A 13,896-nucleotide genomic window follows, 5' to 3' on the forward strand; every position below is an offset into this window, starting at 1 on the left:
GCTTGCGATGGCCACTCGCGTAAAAATGGATGCGAGGCGAGTGGTGTTGATCAGCTCAGCAAAGCTAAGCCGTAGCCTTGAAGATCGGGGCTACCTGGGCATGTCGCTGACGGGGCAGCAGGCAAACTTTTGATGCGGTGGATTGTTGAGCACACGGTGGCGCCCGTCGGTATTCAAAGCGAAACACGGTGTTCCCACTTTTTTGAATCAGCCGCTTTCTCAGAGGTGCATCAGGTAGAAACGCTTTCTAGCGCCCGGCTATTCGATACGAATTGGCCTTACGGGCCAGAGATTTGGATGCTTTCTGTTACCTATTGGTGTTGGCTGCTGTAGGCCACCCCACACATAATTCACTTCATGGTTTTTTCGTCAGTAGATGCCCAGAGCGGTGCATCCAGGAGGAGGCGGGCACATGTCAGCCAAGAACATTTGTCGTAAGGAAATCCGGGCGCCTGTCGCTCGAGCCATGGACGTCACAATGATTGCAACGACAGTGGGTGGTGCAGCGATCGCGAATATGATTTTTCCAAGTATCACCAGCGCAATAATTGGTGCAGTCCTCGGTGCAGTCATTGGTTATCGAGCTACAGAATCAGCCTGATGTATTCTGTTTTGGCGGTGTTCCGTGTCTCAGTAACACGAATGCTCCGCCTGAACTGTGATCTTAAGCAGCGAAGCGTGTACCCGCGCCTTAATGCATAGATTGCTAACCTCAAAAGGTGCCTGCGTGACAAAACAAAACCTCAGACCTGCTCCGACTGAACGTCTGAATCGAATTGCTGCAGTTAAACACTTAGCCGAAGAAGTCTTCGAGAGTCGAGAGAGTGCTGTGATTTGGATGTCCTGGCCGAATAAGGCGCTCGGCGGGATTGCACCGGCCAGGTACTGTGAGACTGAGCGTGGCGCCAAGCAAGTCCGCCGTATTCTTAAGGCTTTTGAGTGGAGAGCCGCGGTCTGAGACGACAAGGAGAGCACAGCAGAACCGCGAATCTTGTGGTTCAGTGCATGAGCTCCTCATGCACCAATGGATGTGTCATCGCAAAGTAGATGCTAATCGCTGTCGCTGAACCGTAACGGTTCAATTCCCCGCGCCCGATCGATGTCTTCAGCCACACGTATCGCGGCATCCAGTTCACTGATGCCGTGCTCCTGCATCAGCTTGAAACGGGCTGCTTTTTCTTCTGGCTCAGTCATGGCCATGGCCAGGTACAAGCTCGGTGGCACTGCGCGAAACAGCGCCTCCATTGATTTCGAAAGCACGACACCTTCGCAGTATTTTCCGGCTTCTTTGCGCGCCGACATCATCAGCGTTTTTTGAGCAGGACTGAGCTCTCTGAACCGAGAGATTTTCTCCACTTCGTCTGGCGGCATACTGAGACAGATCCACCACTCGATCATGTTCAGCATGGGTTCGGCAGCCTTGGGCAGGTCGTCGATGTTCTGCGTGGCCAGCCAGAACCAGGCCCCCAGTTTTCGCCACATCTTGGTGATTTTCACCACGTAGGGAGCGAGCAGAGGGTTCTTGGTGATGATGTGACCTTCGTCGGTGACATTGATAATCGGCCGCCCAAGGAACTGGTCCCGCTCAGCAATGTTGTTGACGGTGTTGAGCAGTGACAGGTAGGCGATGGAGAGTTGAGCGTTGTAGCCCTCACGAGCGAAAGTCGCCAAGTCGACAATGGTGATATCGGCTTCCGGCCAAGGCGTGCCAGGCCTATTGAACAGTTCTCCGTCCAATCCCTGGCAGAAGAGGTCCATGGCCTCGGCCATTTCCAGCAGCCGCGTGCGTCTAGCTTCCGGTAGCGCATGGTCACTGCCTCGTTTGTGCAACGCATCACGTACATCCTGAGTCAGCACAGGCCGATGCTCATCGTTGCAACATTGCGCCGCGTCCAGAATGCTTTGCCGAATCAGGCTGCGGTCAGCACGGGTTAGCCGTGCCTCTTCTTTTTCTTCGCCTCCGGTGATCATCAATCGAGCGGTGATTTCGAGTTCACCCAAGATATCTCGTTGCTCGTCACCCTCGTATTGAGTCTTGGGTTCGTCGAGTTGGTCTGCGTCCAGTGTCTCAATCTCGTCCGGTGTTTCCACCAGCCGCCGGGCATCTGCAAACGGCGCCAGGCTGACGCCGGCACCTGGTGAAAGTTTGATGTGGTGCACGCTCAAACCGAGACGTTTGGCAAAGTCGCCAAAGAGGCCGAAGGAGTTACCTGCCTCGACGATGAAGATCCTTGGACGGTAGATCGCGGTGATCTGGTTCATCAGGTTGTTGAGGGTTGCAGATTTGCCCGAACCAGTAGGACCGAACAGAAACAGATGCGCATTCATCTGACGGTCGAGCCTGTTCAAAGGATCGAAGGAGAGGGTGCCTCCACCTCGGTTGAAGAAGGTAATGCCCGGATGTCCCGTACCCTGACTACGCCCCCACACGGGCGCGAGGTTGGCTGCATGCTGAGCAAACATCAGTTGGCTGTACCACTGACGTTTGTCTTTAGAGGGGTCAAACACGCATGGCAGCCAGCGCAAGTAACTGTTGAGGGGGGCAACTTCATCGTCTTCTCGCACCGGCTGCAAACCCGCATTGAGCATGACGTTGGCCAGTTGCATCCCCTTGGCGTCCAGTTCAGTGATGTCTTTGCCCCGCAGGTAGAAGGCAATCGCTCCGCGGTAGAGCTTGTGGGAGCTCCCGATAATTGATCGGGCTTGATGGACGTCTTGTCGGGTCTGTTCAGAGGACAGTGTTTCACCCACAGATTTCTTGCTCAGGTGATTGAGGTGCGCTTCCAGCACGTCCTGGGGAGTGGCGACAAGCGTCAGGCACATCATCGTGTCTTCGGGCATTTGATCGAAGTAGGTATTGACCGCATCGCCTTTGCGCGTCTCACCGGTCAGGTGACCCGTATTCGGCACATTGCGCAGCCGGTCCATCAACATGACTCGATGGGGCATGCCATCGAAGTACCACGCGCCTTGCGCAACGTCGGAACGGGGTTGGCTGAAGAACAGGCGTTGTGAGAAATCTGTACCGCTGGCCAGCTCTATTTCACCTGACTCAGTCTCCTTTGGGTAACTGGTCAACTGATAAAAACGCTCGCGATCCTGCGCTGTAGGGCCCAGCAACGTGGGGCAGGGATTAAACCAGCGTAGTAACCAGTCGTGGACGTCAGAAGCACTCAGGCGTCGGGTTTTGATTCCTGCGCTGGCAAGGCCGCCTGTGAGTCGCTCACACACATTTGTCAGCGCCTGTTCTGCGGACAATCCTCGTTGTGAGGCCGAGTTACTCGTTGAACGCCGGTAGACCACCATCCGCACACGCCGACTTTGCCCGCGCCAGGGCAAGCGAGTGAGTTTGGTGTCTTCGAATAGCCCGCCGGGTTTGGCGATCGCTTTCAGGTGGTGGGCAAAGAAGCGCTGATAGAATTCGCTGAAGGCTGTGTCGCGGGCCCGCGGTTGCACATACTGGTGCAGCGTTCGCAAATAGCTGTCCCAGTTGGTTTCATCCTGAGCATAGAGCTGGACCACCCACGGGTTATCGTCCAGTTCGTCAAAGCTGTCTTGCAGGACGTTTTCCAGTGTGTCGCGAGCTTGGAGCAGCCAAGCGGTTTCTCGGCCTTCAGTACCCAGTGGCGTCAGTTCAAAGAAGGCTGCGACAGAGGTGCCGTCTTCCAACAAAAGGCTTTGCGAGTGAGGCAAAAACTCAACCCAGGGAAGCCTGTCTACGAAGGAGGGAGCGGCATCGTAGAAGGCGTGGTCGTCGCCTTGAGTGATGGGTTTGCCTTGTTTCAGACCAGGTTCCGGAATGCCATTAGCCGCCAAATGGGCAATATGGTGTTCCCATGCGTCGGGCTCTTGCGTTACCCCTGAGTCGATGTTGCGTTTCCATGAGGCAGGCCACTTCATCAGTAGTCCTCCAGGCGTTCGCCGGGCATGGCGTACTGCACGCGCTGGTACAGGGGAAATACGGTGCTGTAACCCGGTACTGGTACCGGATCTGTACCAGCCCAATGAGGGAAGACGTACATCACCAGGTCTGGGTTAGGCAGACGATGGAACTGCCGATGAATCTCGTTTTGCGCATCACGTGTATAGGGTGTACTTGACGATGGCACCAGGGCTTCGGTGAGAGGACGCCTCAATGCCTGACGTGCGTCCAGGAGTTCTTGGCCGGCTTGTCCATTTTGTGCGCCTCCGGTTTGCTTGTTCCAGACATCCAGCATGGTGCTATCGTCATGGCTAAGTAGCTGCTCGGTGTTCGTTGCACAACCTGCCACAGCCGCAGCTATCAGTATCATCGTCATCGCTTTAATCCAGTTCCGGTGCGACATGGCCACCTCCAAGCGTGTGATTAACCTTTCGCCCATTGGCGTCGTAATCAAGAAAGAGCGGTTGCTCGATATGAACAGCCACCTGCGCGCCAGGCTTGACGTATACCGCCGCAAAAGCTTGGCCATAGAGTTTGTTGACCCATTGCGACATGTCCTGCACGCCACTGGCGAGGATTCGGCTCATGGCCTCGTTCCCAGAGATGCCCGTGGTGCCCTGTGATCCAATGCCACCGGTGACATAGGTGGTGCCATCGGACTTGATCAGGGACGCTGCACCGGCACCCGCCGCAGTGATCAGTGCCTGGGAGCCCAGGAACTGCTGAGCGTTACTTCGGCGTTCGCCACTGACACAGGGAATGCCGTGTCGATCACTGATCCAGCCCAGACCTTCTTGAGTTGCTCCGTTGTTTGCAGAACGTTGAGCGTTGTTGCCCGAATCGGAGCCGCTTTCACCCGGTACTGTTCGAATGGTGCCGTCCTGAAACACGAAGGTGATCGTGCGGATGTGCCCGCGAACACACGACAGTGTCCAGTCACCGGAGGCTGTGCCGCTCACCACAGCACCGGCGACTTCGGGTAGGTCAATGCCATTGGCAACAAGGTTCTCGGCCCCGATTAACACTTTGAACGGGTAGGGGTCATTCACTGTGCCATCGATGGGGACTCGACCAATGAGTGCGGTCATCGCTACCGACCCCATCAGCGTTGAGTTTGGGGGCACGGTGTACATCGGCTTGGTAACCGAAAAACCAGAGCTAGTGGAAACCGTGGTCGCAATGGAATCAGTGACGCTTTCCAGAGTTCGTTGAGCAGGGCCAAAACGTGTAGGAAAACTAAAGCCTGGTTCAGTGGAGGAGCCGGAGCTTTCCTTAGGCTTCGCATCGTCTGGTTCAATCCAGCGTGTACCGGCTCCGAAGCTTTGCCCGACGCCCTCCTGTAAGCCAAGTCCCACTGGCAAATCCAGGTCGTTGCCCCTCTGGTTCAGGTTATCGAGTTGCCGCTGTAGTTCCAGGAGCAAATCGTGAGTCTCGCTTGTGCCGCTATCAGCGCCAGCGCGTTCTACCTGTAAGCGCTCACGCTCTTTTTCCAATGCCTCCTGGATGCGCAGTTCAAAGGTGCTTTCGAATTGGCGCAGTTGCTCGCTTTCACTAACATGTGGCTGGGGATCTGCGAGCGACTTTTTCAGTTCTCCGCGCAGTTGCTTGACTTGCGCCACCAAGGTGGCAACGGTGTCGCTGGGCGTGTCTCCTTCGATGCCGAGCGCTTTCATCTCTTCTGGCGTCAGCTGGCTCTCGTTGTCATCCGGTCCTGTTGCCGTGGTCCTGTTGCTGGGCAGGAGTTTCAGTAGAACCAGGACAAGTAGCAGCGCCATCGGGATCATCAACCATTTGAGCAGACCGTTACTCTTCATCGGGAGCCTCCATGGGTGCCGTTAATTCAGAGGTGTGCGTCAGATTGAGGGTTGCATCGACTGGGCTGATGGTGGGTAGAAGCGATTGGGCGATGCCATGGCCGCGGGTCGACAGGTATAGGACGGTGGTATCCAGAGCACTGCCTTTCGGTCCCAGGTTGTGATGCTGGAACGTGGCCGTCGCAAAATCTCCCTGTAACAGACGCGGGTCCAGATTGACTGTCCGGGTTGCCTGATTCGTCAGTCGAATGGCAGTCACCCAGTAATCATCCAGACGCCAGGCTGACAGTGCCTTGGCATACACAGGCAAGCTGGGTAGCAGCAAGTCGAGCGATAGATCTGGCGGCAAGTTGACGCGCCGAACGCCAGGCAAGCGTTCGACAGTGCGCAGAGGGGCATACAGGTTTTGAGCTGCATAACGGGTCAATACGACCGGTAGGGGAGTTTGCGGAGCAGGGAGGGCAGGTTGCTGACCGTTAGAGGAACTGCCAACACCAGCAGCTTGTTGCGACGCGTGTTGCTCCGCGATTCTGATAGGTTCCAATGTCGACTGACCGCTCTTGGATGCTTCGGCAACGATGTCCAAAAGAATCAGCTCGCCGGTGGTCGCGTCTTGAAGCTGCAATCGAGTGGGCTCAATAGGCTCATTGGCGCGCAGGTACACGGTGCCTGCGGCACTTTGCACTCGCAGCCGATCGCCCAACTTGGCCGGCACACCAACGCGAACATTTCGCTCAACAAACACAACTCGCTCTTGCCCAACGATCAGTGGGACGGCCAATGGCAGGCGCTCCCATCGCATCACCTCTACAGCGTGGCTTGTGGAAACGGCCCCCAGGGTGAACGCCAGCCCCAGCGGCGCAGAAAACAGAACAGATTTCATGACGCATCTCCTAAAGGGCGATCCGACGTTCGGGTTGCAGGTGAGGTACCCGCAGGCACGGCAATTCGCTGAGGTGCGCCGTTGTAGCAGTCCAGTGCGAGACCGAAGGGGTTGAGTTCAGGGTCGATATCCTGTCGCACCACTTTGATGGGGTAGCGTACGAGCGCTCGCTTGACTTGCTCTGTGCCGTGATACTCGTCCGCGTTGACGTCCAAGGTGACAACCCAGTCGCTGTTCGAGACGACTTTCACGCGCATATCGGGGTCGTCGCCGTAACCTCGTCCGGGAATTTCGTACAGCCCCCGCACACGTTTACGTAGCTCGCCGGAGCGCCGACGCTGCTCATAATCCGTTTGCAAAAACGACTGGCATCCTTGAGTCAGGTAGGCCGATAGAGACTGAATATTGAGGCTGTAGTCTTCCTCTCCATCAGTAGGCCAGCGGTTGAGTTGCTGGAAGATGTAGAAGGTGAATGCGTAGACGGACTCGGGCGGCACGTCCCACCACTTACGGGTACTGCCCGATCGCAGGTCGGGTGGAACATGGATCGTCAGGTCGCGTGGTGCATTCCACCAGCCAGCCCCCATCAGCAGCACCACGATGAGTAACGCTAGAGAGCAAAGCCGCAACGTCTTCACATGGGCTTGCAGGTGCATTACTTCGTTCTTGAAGCGACTCATGCACCACCTCGATGTGTCGTCCAGCATCCAGAACGGGTTATCAGTTGCTGTGCCCCGAGCAGATGCCCCAGGGCTGGATACCGGCGGGCTAGCCACCACTGCATGTGCCGATAGAGCCAAGTCTCTGGACGGCCGCGTTTTTGTCGACGCAGCAATCCGCCGCCGATGAAGAGACCTGCGACAATCACCAGGACGATTGAGGTGGGGATCATGGCGACGCTGCTCGTCAGGTACGCTAACGGGATGCCCAGTCCGACGCCGGTGAGCGCTGACAATCCGGTACAGATCCAGAGCTCGTCCGCGGTTAGACCTCGAACGACGATCGGCTGACGGTTCAGGCGATGGGGCAGAAACGTCACTGCGCCATCAGGTGCACTATCTTGATTGGATTCCATGGCGTCTTAACCTCACAGAATCCCGGTGGCTTTGGTGAGCAGCCAGATTCCGACAACCAACATGATGGCTCCAACAGCTACGCTGAGCCCGAATTGGCCCCAGGTAGATCGTCCAGTGTGAATCTCCGAATATCGCGTGTAAGCGTGGTAGCAGACACCAATGAACATGGAGGAAACCACCAGCAAAGCGACCAGCAAGACAATGTCGTAGCCGTAGTTTTGCATCGTCTCCATGATGCCTTTACCGGCTCCACGAGACGGGTCTTCCATCGTCGGTAATTTGCCTTTGGCCAGTGCCAGAGTCGGCAGCATTGCGGTGAGTGATGTGGAGGTCGTAGTCAGCAGTTGAAAGCGAAGTGAGTGCCAGTTCATACGGGTATTCCATGTTCAGGAAAGAAGGAAGAAGGACAGTGCGAGGTACATCGCGGCGAATCGGATAACCACGCCCACAAACTGGCGCTGGTTGAGTCGCTGTTCGGCCCAGCCGGTGTAGGCCGTGCGCATTGCCCAAGCCCCCCAAAGCAGGAGCACCGCAAAGACAGCGCAAATCAGCACAGAGGCCGTGATGGATGGGGCAAAGCCGCCATTTGCCTTGAAGGCATTCATCTGGGCGCTGGTCATGGCGCGACTACCGTTTCATTGCGGTAATCGCCGTGCAGAGCGACGGGATCGCGCGGCTGGGCACGCTCTGGAGACAGGAAGTCCTGAACACCGACGCGAACGCGGTGGATGTCTGCTCGAAGGCGCTCGTGATTGAAGTGATAACGGCTTTGATCGGCACGGGGCTGTGCGGCAAGTTGGGAAGTCAAACGGTCGATAACATCGAGTTGACGCAGCATCAGCGCGTAATCATCCCGATCCAGCGAGGCGTGTGATGGAGCAGTCAGTCCTGTGAGGAGCGCAGTCAGCGTGATTGCCGGAATATGCTGAATGCAACCAGTTGCTCTGATCATTTGAGCTCACCATGGTTGTTAGAGGTGGGCAAATGTTAGAGCGCGCTAAAGTTGTTGCTTGAATCAATAAGAAACGGAGGCTCCCCGTTTGTTTTTGTCCGGCTACTTTTTTTTTCTATACTGTCTCAGGGTTTAAGGGTGTGTCTGATTATTGCTTTTGCCGGCACGTCCCCTCATGATGAAACAGTATTTACAATATGAGGTGTTACATGTCCCGTCTTGCTGAATTTCGTTTGTTGGAGCAACAACTGGCCAGTCAAATGGCCGAGCTGGAGCAGATGAAAAATGATTCTGGTCTGAAGAAAGAGATCGAGTTTGAGAAGAAGCTGCGTGCCTTGTTGGCAGAGTACGGCTACAGCCTCAAAAACGTCGTCAATTTGCTTGATCCGCATGCAAGCCGCCGCGCGCCAGCGGCAGTCGCTCAGAAGGGAACGAGGAAAGCACGCGAGGTGAAGGTCTACAAGAACCCTAAAACGGGTGAGACGATCGAGACCAAAGGTGGTAATCATCGCCAGTTGAAAGAGTGGAAAACTCAGTTTGGCGCAGACGTTGTTGAGTCTTGGCGCAGTCAGTAATTTGTTGTTCCTAAAAAGGCCCGTCAGGGCCTTTTTTTATGAGGTGGTGACACGATTCGCAATACCTTGCCTAGTCACTAAATGTATTTTTTAAAGCTTCGCGCCGTTATGTCTACAGCCAGCGCAAGAAGCGCAGCACATGGCAGCAATATTAAGTAGGGGCTAATGCTGATAGGTACCGTCAGATAAATAACCCAAGGAAGCACGAAAAGTACGCTTAGACTGGCTTTGGCGCGGTGATAGACATACCCCGACTCACGTCCTGCTCCAAAGCGCCTAAGGTCCCGGCCCACCAACCCGTCAACTAGTCCCACAAAGGCTGCGACCGCAAACAGCGGTATTGTTAGCGTAAGCACCAACAGCCGAATCAAAAAGATCAATGCAGTGTATGCCGCAGCGACGAGGCAGCCTTCTACATGTGCGTACACCGTAGCGATGTAGTAGCGGGTGTCATGCGCCGTATCGCGTTGAGCCGCTTTCATGTTTTCAGAGGCCTGCTGAGTCCATTTGTCGATCCCGGTTTTAACCAATGCTGCGTCGTAAGCCAATGCGACCAGCTCTTGGGCGGTTCGACCTGGCTCCTGCACCAGTACACTGCGAGTGAAATTCTCGGAGAGCTGGTCCAGCTCAAATTCAAACATGCGCTGAGAGTGTCGCCAGCTTTCATGCGGCCAGACGAAGAACATGCCGGCGCACTCGATGATGATGCTGAGCAACAAAGACCCAAAGAGCACGCCGATAAATCGAAAAGGCAATGTCACAAGGCCTATCAGCAAACCTTGCTGCTGTTCCTGCTGACGTCGAGCGGTTGCCGCTGGATCGCTCATGAGTTGGCTGGCTCAGTCTGACCCAAAGGACTTGTGTCACTGCGCAGATCATCGGGCAAATCCTCTTCTTGATCTTGTACGGTCAACGGACTCCACCACTCATCTGCCGGCACATAACACTTGCGCATATACCCAGCCATTGTCTGCAAATCCTTGGGCATGACTTCGTCCGGATCTGGAGCGGGCAGGGGCATGCGTATTTTCCAGAGTTGTCCACCTTCGATGAGTCCAAAGGCTTGGCCTTTGGGCAAGGCCACCACATGAGCTGGTTCAATCATGGGCACACTGGTTGTCGTGATTCGGTCCTGGGTGTTAGACGTGAATGCTGTATTGCCCTGCGGATCGGAGCTGTCCGTCGCTGCGCTCATCACTGACGTTGAGTAGACATCGACGTTGGGCAACTGTTTGGTCAGTAGCTCAGCGGTAGCCGTTTCCCGTACGCGCAGCATGAACAGATTGTTGAAGTTGCCGATGACCTGGCCTGCTTTGGCACGGTTGCCGATCCGAGCCTCAATGTCGCTGAGGGTCTGCGTGTAGGCCGTCACTTGAATGCCGGCGCCACCCCCTTTGTTGATCATGGGGATGAACTCATCACCCATCAGTTCGTTGAACTCGTCGGCATGCACATTGATGGGGATCTTTTTGTCGGGCAAAGCCCCCGGCAGACCATCGTCCACGCCGAACTTGTAGATATGCCCGGCAACCGACACCAAGTCGGAGAACATTGAGTTGCCTACGGCAGATGCAACTTCGGAGTCTGACAGCGCATCGAGACCCACATAAACCACGGCGCGTTTGCGGATGACCTGCATCCAGTCAAAAATTTGCCGAGGATCTTCCAGGTCCATGTAGTCGGGAGCCAATAATTGCGCGATGTCCCCAGTGGTTAGCTTCTCCAGCAGTGGTAGCAGCGATGCGACGATCTTGTCGAAGTAAGTGCGGTCATAGCGCACGGCGGAACGCAGGCCGTCGAGAACAGGGTCATACAGTCGTGCTTGGGACAGGTATTGCTCGATCGCAACCACGCGCTTCTCACGTCCCATCATGTGTCGCGGAATGTTCTTCTCGTTTAGTTTGGCCTCGATCTGGACGATGACATCCCAAGCCTTGGGTTCGTTTTGAGCAAAATAGTAGGCGGCGTATTCGATGAACAGCGCATCGATGTTGATGACGTGACGTTGAATCAGTAGGTAATCCGGACGCTGTCCCAGTTCGACCAGCGCTCGGGCAATGATGTTGACGAAACGCCAGGCAAACTCTCTGAAGGCGGCTGAGTTCCCTTCACCGGACAGTTGCCCCGCAATGCGAGACGCCACTTCTGTGATTCGCCCGAATCTACCAATGGCGTTGTAGCGGGCCGAAATAGAAGGCTGCCCCAAGTGAAAGACGTAGAATTCGCCGTCGCGCCCCGCGCGTTTGGCTTCGACGTACATTCGTTTGAGCAGCTCAGCATCGCCTTTTGGGTCGAGTACGATGCAAACCTCGCCACGGCGAATGTCCTGAGTGATAAACAGCTCGGCCAGGCGAGTCTTTCCTACACGTGTGGTGCCCAGCACCAGGGTATGGCCAACTCGTTCAGCCAAGGGCAGGGTGACATCAATTTCCTGAGGGTCGACGCCGTGCAATCGAGGAAGACCACCTACTGGCGGTAAGGGCCTTACAGGATTAAGCGGACTGTCCCAGTTAAGGAGGCGAGGCAATTGGCTCAGCGGATGAGGCGCAAACTCGAGCCGTTTTTCCAGACTGCGTGCCATCTGATACAACGGCGATGGCTCGACGTACTGTCTGAACTCAGGTCGGTAGGTCTGCATCAATCGATGGGTATGACGCTGATCCCATCGAAACCCTCTGCCCACAAACAGCCGATGATTGCTGACAGGGATTTCACGGCTGGTCATCACGTAACGGGGCAGACGTCTCATTTGCCGCCGGTAGCGCAGCACTGTGCAGGCTTGCTTCAGTCGAATGGCTCCGAAAGCAGTACAAGCGAGTGCAGCCCCTGCACCCATGGATGAGTCCAGCGCCAGTGACCATGGCGCCACGAGGCTCAGGATCGCAGCCGAGCCACACGCCGCGACGCTATACAGTTCAACCGCTGGCCGGAGCAGGGTTTCCACGGCGTGAGATTGCGCCATAGCTACTGCTCCACACTGCTGGACGTGATCAGTACGGGGTAATGATGCAGGTTGAGTCGTTGAGCCAGATCATCAACTGAGACAGGGGTCAGTGTGAGACCTGCCGCAGCCTGACGAAGACTGTCGAGTGCAGCTTTGGATTCGACGTTGACCACCAGTCCTACTGCTTTCAATTTCATTAACGCGGGTAAGCGCTGCCTGAGCCAGTTCCGGGAACGTGCGTCTTCGCCTATCAGGAAGAATGACGGCAATCCTGTTGCGTTCAGTACGCGACGTTCGACTATCCCGGGAGACAGTGAAGTCGAACGAACCGGTAACATATCTTCTTCGCTGTAGCGTTCCTCTGCGTACTGCGATTTCAGTACGTCTGCAACGCACAGGTTGATGCTCAATGTGCTAATCACCAACGTAAGTGCGATCCCTGGTTTCATGGCTGTGTGCTCCTTGCTGCAGTGTGTTGATTCATGTGTTTGCTGACACGGCGTCGATAGCTCGCGGCTAAAGAACCTCCGGCGGGACGGTGATAGCGGCCGACTGCCTCCAGCCAGTCCTCACCGGTTCGGTACTGTTCACGCAAGATTTTTCCGGCGATGGCCAGGTTGTTGTGGGGAATAAGAAGTTCGCATGGATGCCGATAAAAACGCTTTTGATAGCCCAGATTAATTTGTGCCAAACCGGCGTCAATACGTGTTGCTGGGAGCTGCTTCAAAGCCTGCACAAGTGTTAGGCATGCCTCAGTCCGGTTTGCGAAGTAGTGAGCTGCACCAGCAATGTTCAACGTCCAGGGCCAAGGTAATCGTTGGCCGCGCAATGTAACGCCGCTTTCTTGCAGCGCAACCGCAAACAACACCTCAGATGGAACACCTGCTTGCCGAGCGGCAATGCCATAGGCCGGTGGAGGCGCCTGGATTGGATGGGCGAGAGTGGCAGGGGCAATGTCCATCAGGATCCCGTAACTGAGCAAGCGCAGTATTGCGCTGCAGGGGTTTACTGACGTACCCATTTACCATTCACCTCATGCATGACAGCAGGTAATTCACCTTGAGCGCCGATCGATGACCAGCGCCCGTTGTCATGATTGATCGTGATGGATCCGTCACGGATTTTGGTGAAGTTGATTCGAGCTTTTTTGGCCCACTCGCGGATGCGCTTGTCGTCCTGCTGGCTCCCGACAACGTAGAGATCAAACGACGTACCTGAGGCGTGCAACTGTTTGACTGTCCCCTCACAGTCTGGGCAATCAAATTGAACGAAAACAGCCTTTCTTTGCGCGGGCTTGATCATCAGCGGGCTGCTCATTGGTGGTAGATTGACTAACGCCATTTTGGGATAACGGTCTTTCCAAACTTGGTCGTAGGCACGTTGATAGGCCAATAACTTCTCGACTCGTGCTGCCTCAGCTTGTACTTGAAGCTCGGCATATCGCTGCCTTTCCGTCTCTGATTGGGCCTCAATTCCTAACGCGCTCAGAGGATCGAGGTTAGGGGAGTAGGTCCCTAGTGGACCCTGCATCAGCGCTTGATAGCGATCCAGTTCCTCTTCCTGTAAGCCCCATTGCTGAGCCAGCATTGCCTTGTCGATGGTCCTGGGTGCATCCAGTCGGGACTTGCTTGTGGTTTCTGCGGAAATTTTTGAGGTGGGCTCCTGTGCCTGCACATCCGTAATCAAGGACGCGAGGAGCGAGGGCAGTAGCAATAAACGGTACATGTGCG

The 13,896-nt window shown here is 55.5% G+C and carries 17 protein-coding genes; 3 read left to right on the plus strand and 14 right to left on the minus strand.

Features of this window, described 5'->3' with window-relative positions; all coding sequences use genetic code 11:
- Positions 1-412: 412 nt before the first annotated feature.
- Together ABH912_RS02640 and ABH912_RS02645 are read left to right on the plus strand one after the other, a co-directional pair.
- Complete coding sequence (locus tag ABH912_RS02640; protein WP_429509525.1) at positions 413-601, plus strand: hypothetical protein; 189 nt, start codon at positions 413-415, stop codon at positions 599-601.
- Positions 602-694: 93 nt separating this feature from the next.
- Positions 695-958 (plus strand): antitoxin Xre/MbcA/ParS toxin-binding domain-containing protein, encoded by a 264-nt coding sequence (locus ABH912_RS02645; RefSeq protein ID WP_429509526.1) that lies wholly within the window; start codon positions 695-697, stop codon positions 956-958.
- A gap of 92 nt (positions 959-1,050) precedes the next feature.
- Here ABH912_RS02645 and ABH912_RS02650 read toward each other — a convergent pair whose 3' ends face one another.
- The 9 genes from ABH912_RS02650 to ABH912_RS02690 all read right to left on the minus strand — a co-directional run bounded on the left by ABH912_RS02650 (position 1,051) and on the right by ABH912_RS02690 (position 8,647).
- Positions 1,051-3,900, minus strand: coding sequence for a conjugative transfer ATPase (locus ABH912_RS02650; RefSeq protein WP_429509527.1), 2,850 nt, complete (start codon positions 3,898-3,900; stop codon positions 1,051-1,053).
- On the minus strand, positions 3,900-4,325 hold the full coding sequence (locus tag ABH912_RS02655) for a TIGR03751 family conjugal transfer lipoprotein (protein WP_429509528.1): 426 nt from the start codon (positions 4,323-4,325) through the stop codon (positions 3,900-3,902). Before ABH912_RS02655 ends, ABH912_RS02650 begins: the two co-directional genes overlap by 1 nt.
- The gene (locus ABH912_RS02660; protein ID WP_429509529.1) at positions 4,303-5,736 is read right to left on the minus strand and encodes a TIGR03752 family integrating conjugative element protein; all 1,434 of its coding nucleotides are present in this window, start codon (positions 5,734-5,736) and stop codon (positions 4,303-4,305) included. Before ABH912_RS02660 ends, ABH912_RS02655 begins: the two co-directional genes overlap by 23 nt.
- Entirely contained in the window at positions 5,726-6,619 is an 894-nt protein-coding gene (locus tag ABH912_RS02665) for a TIGR03749 family integrating conjugative element protein (RefSeq protein ID WP_429509530.1), read from the minus strand. Before ABH912_RS02665 ends, ABH912_RS02660 begins: the two co-directional genes overlap by 11 nt.
- Entirely contained in the window at positions 6,616-7,299 is a 684-nt protein-coding gene (locus ABH912_RS02670) for a PFL_4703 family integrating conjugative element protein (RefSeq protein ID WP_429509531.1), read from the minus strand. The genes ABH912_RS02665 and ABH912_RS02670 overlap by 4 nt, the downstream gene beginning before the upstream one ends.
- Entirely contained in the window at positions 7,296-7,694 is a 399-nt protein-coding gene (locus tag ABH912_RS02675) for a TIGR03750 family conjugal transfer protein (RefSeq protein ID WP_429509532.1), read from the minus strand. Before ABH912_RS02675 ends, ABH912_RS02670 begins: the two co-directional genes overlap by 4 nt.
- A 12-nt stretch (positions 7,695-7,706) precedes the next feature.
- Entirely contained in the window at positions 7,707-8,006 is a 300-nt protein-coding gene (locus ABH912_RS02680) for a TIGR03745 family integrating conjugative element membrane protein (protein WP_429513012.1), read from the minus strand.
- Positions 8,007-8,081: 75 nt separating this feature from the next.
- Positions 8,082-8,315 carry a TIGR03758 family integrating conjugative element protein gene (locus ABH912_RS02685; protein ID WP_429509533.1) on the minus strand — a complete coding sequence of 78 codons (234 nt, stop codon included), beginning with the start codon at positions 8,313-8,315 and terminating at the stop codon, positions 8,082-8,084.
- Positions 8,312-8,647, minus strand: a complete 336-nt coding sequence (locus tag ABH912_RS02690) for an RAQPRD family integrative conjugative element protein (protein WP_429509534.1) — start codon at positions 8,645-8,647, stop codon at positions 8,312-8,314. Before ABH912_RS02690 ends, ABH912_RS02685 begins: the two co-directional genes overlap by 4 nt.
- A 209-nt stretch (positions 8,648-8,856) precedes the next feature.
- Here ABH912_RS02690 and ABH912_RS02695 point away from each other — a divergent pair, with 209 nt between their 5' ends.
- Positions 8,857-9,222, plus strand: coding sequence for a histone-like nucleoid-structuring protein, MvaT/MvaU family (locus ABH912_RS02695; RefSeq protein WP_429509535.1), 366 nt, complete (start codon positions 8,857-8,859; stop codon positions 9,220-9,222).
- A gap of 77 nt (positions 9,223-9,299) precedes the next feature.
- Here ABH912_RS02695 and ABH912_RS02700 read toward each other — a convergent pair whose 3' ends face one another.
- From ABH912_RS02700 to ABH912_RS02720, 5 genes are read right to left on the minus strand one after another with little or no spacing between them, the layout of a single operon-like run.
- Positions 9,300-10,049 carry a TIGR03747 family integrating conjugative element membrane protein gene (locus ABH912_RS02700; RefSeq protein ID WP_429509536.1) on the minus strand — a complete coding sequence of 250 codons (750 nt, stop codon included), beginning with the start codon at positions 10,047-10,049 and terminating at the stop codon, positions 9,300-9,302.
- Complete coding sequence (traD, locus tag ABH912_RS02705) at positions 10,046-12,184, minus strand: type IV conjugative transfer system coupling protein TraD (RefSeq protein ID WP_429509537.1); 2,139 nt, start codon at positions 12,182-12,184, stop codon at positions 10,046-10,048. The genes ABH912_RS02700 and traD overlap by 4 nt, the downstream gene beginning before the upstream one ends.
- A 2-nt stretch (positions 12,185-12,186) precedes the next feature.
- The gene (locus tag ABH912_RS02710; RefSeq protein WP_429509538.1) at positions 12,187-12,615 is read right to left on the minus strand and encodes an integrating conjugative element protein; all 429 of its coding nucleotides are present in this window, start codon (positions 12,613-12,615) and stop codon (positions 12,187-12,189) included.
- On the minus strand, positions 12,612-13,127 hold the full coding sequence (locus tag ABH912_RS02715) for a transglycosylase SLT domain-containing protein (RefSeq protein ID WP_429509539.1): 516 nt from the start codon (positions 13,125-13,127) through the stop codon (positions 12,612-12,614). Before ABH912_RS02715 ends, ABH912_RS02710 begins: the two co-directional genes overlap by 4 nt.
- Positions 13,128-13,171: 44 nt before the next feature.
- A complete protein-coding gene (locus ABH912_RS02720) occupies positions 13,172-13,891 on the minus strand; it encodes a TIGR03759 family integrating conjugative element protein (RefSeq protein ID WP_429509540.1) in 720 nt (239 codons plus the stop codon).
- Positions 13,892-13,896: the final 5 nt, after the last annotated feature.

The organism is Pseudomonas sp. BT76 TE3572 (assembly GCF_050435365.1).
GTDB lineage: Bacteria > Pseudomonadota > Gammaproteobacteria > Pseudomonadales > Pseudomonadaceae > Aquipseudomonas > Aquipseudomonas fluorescens_W.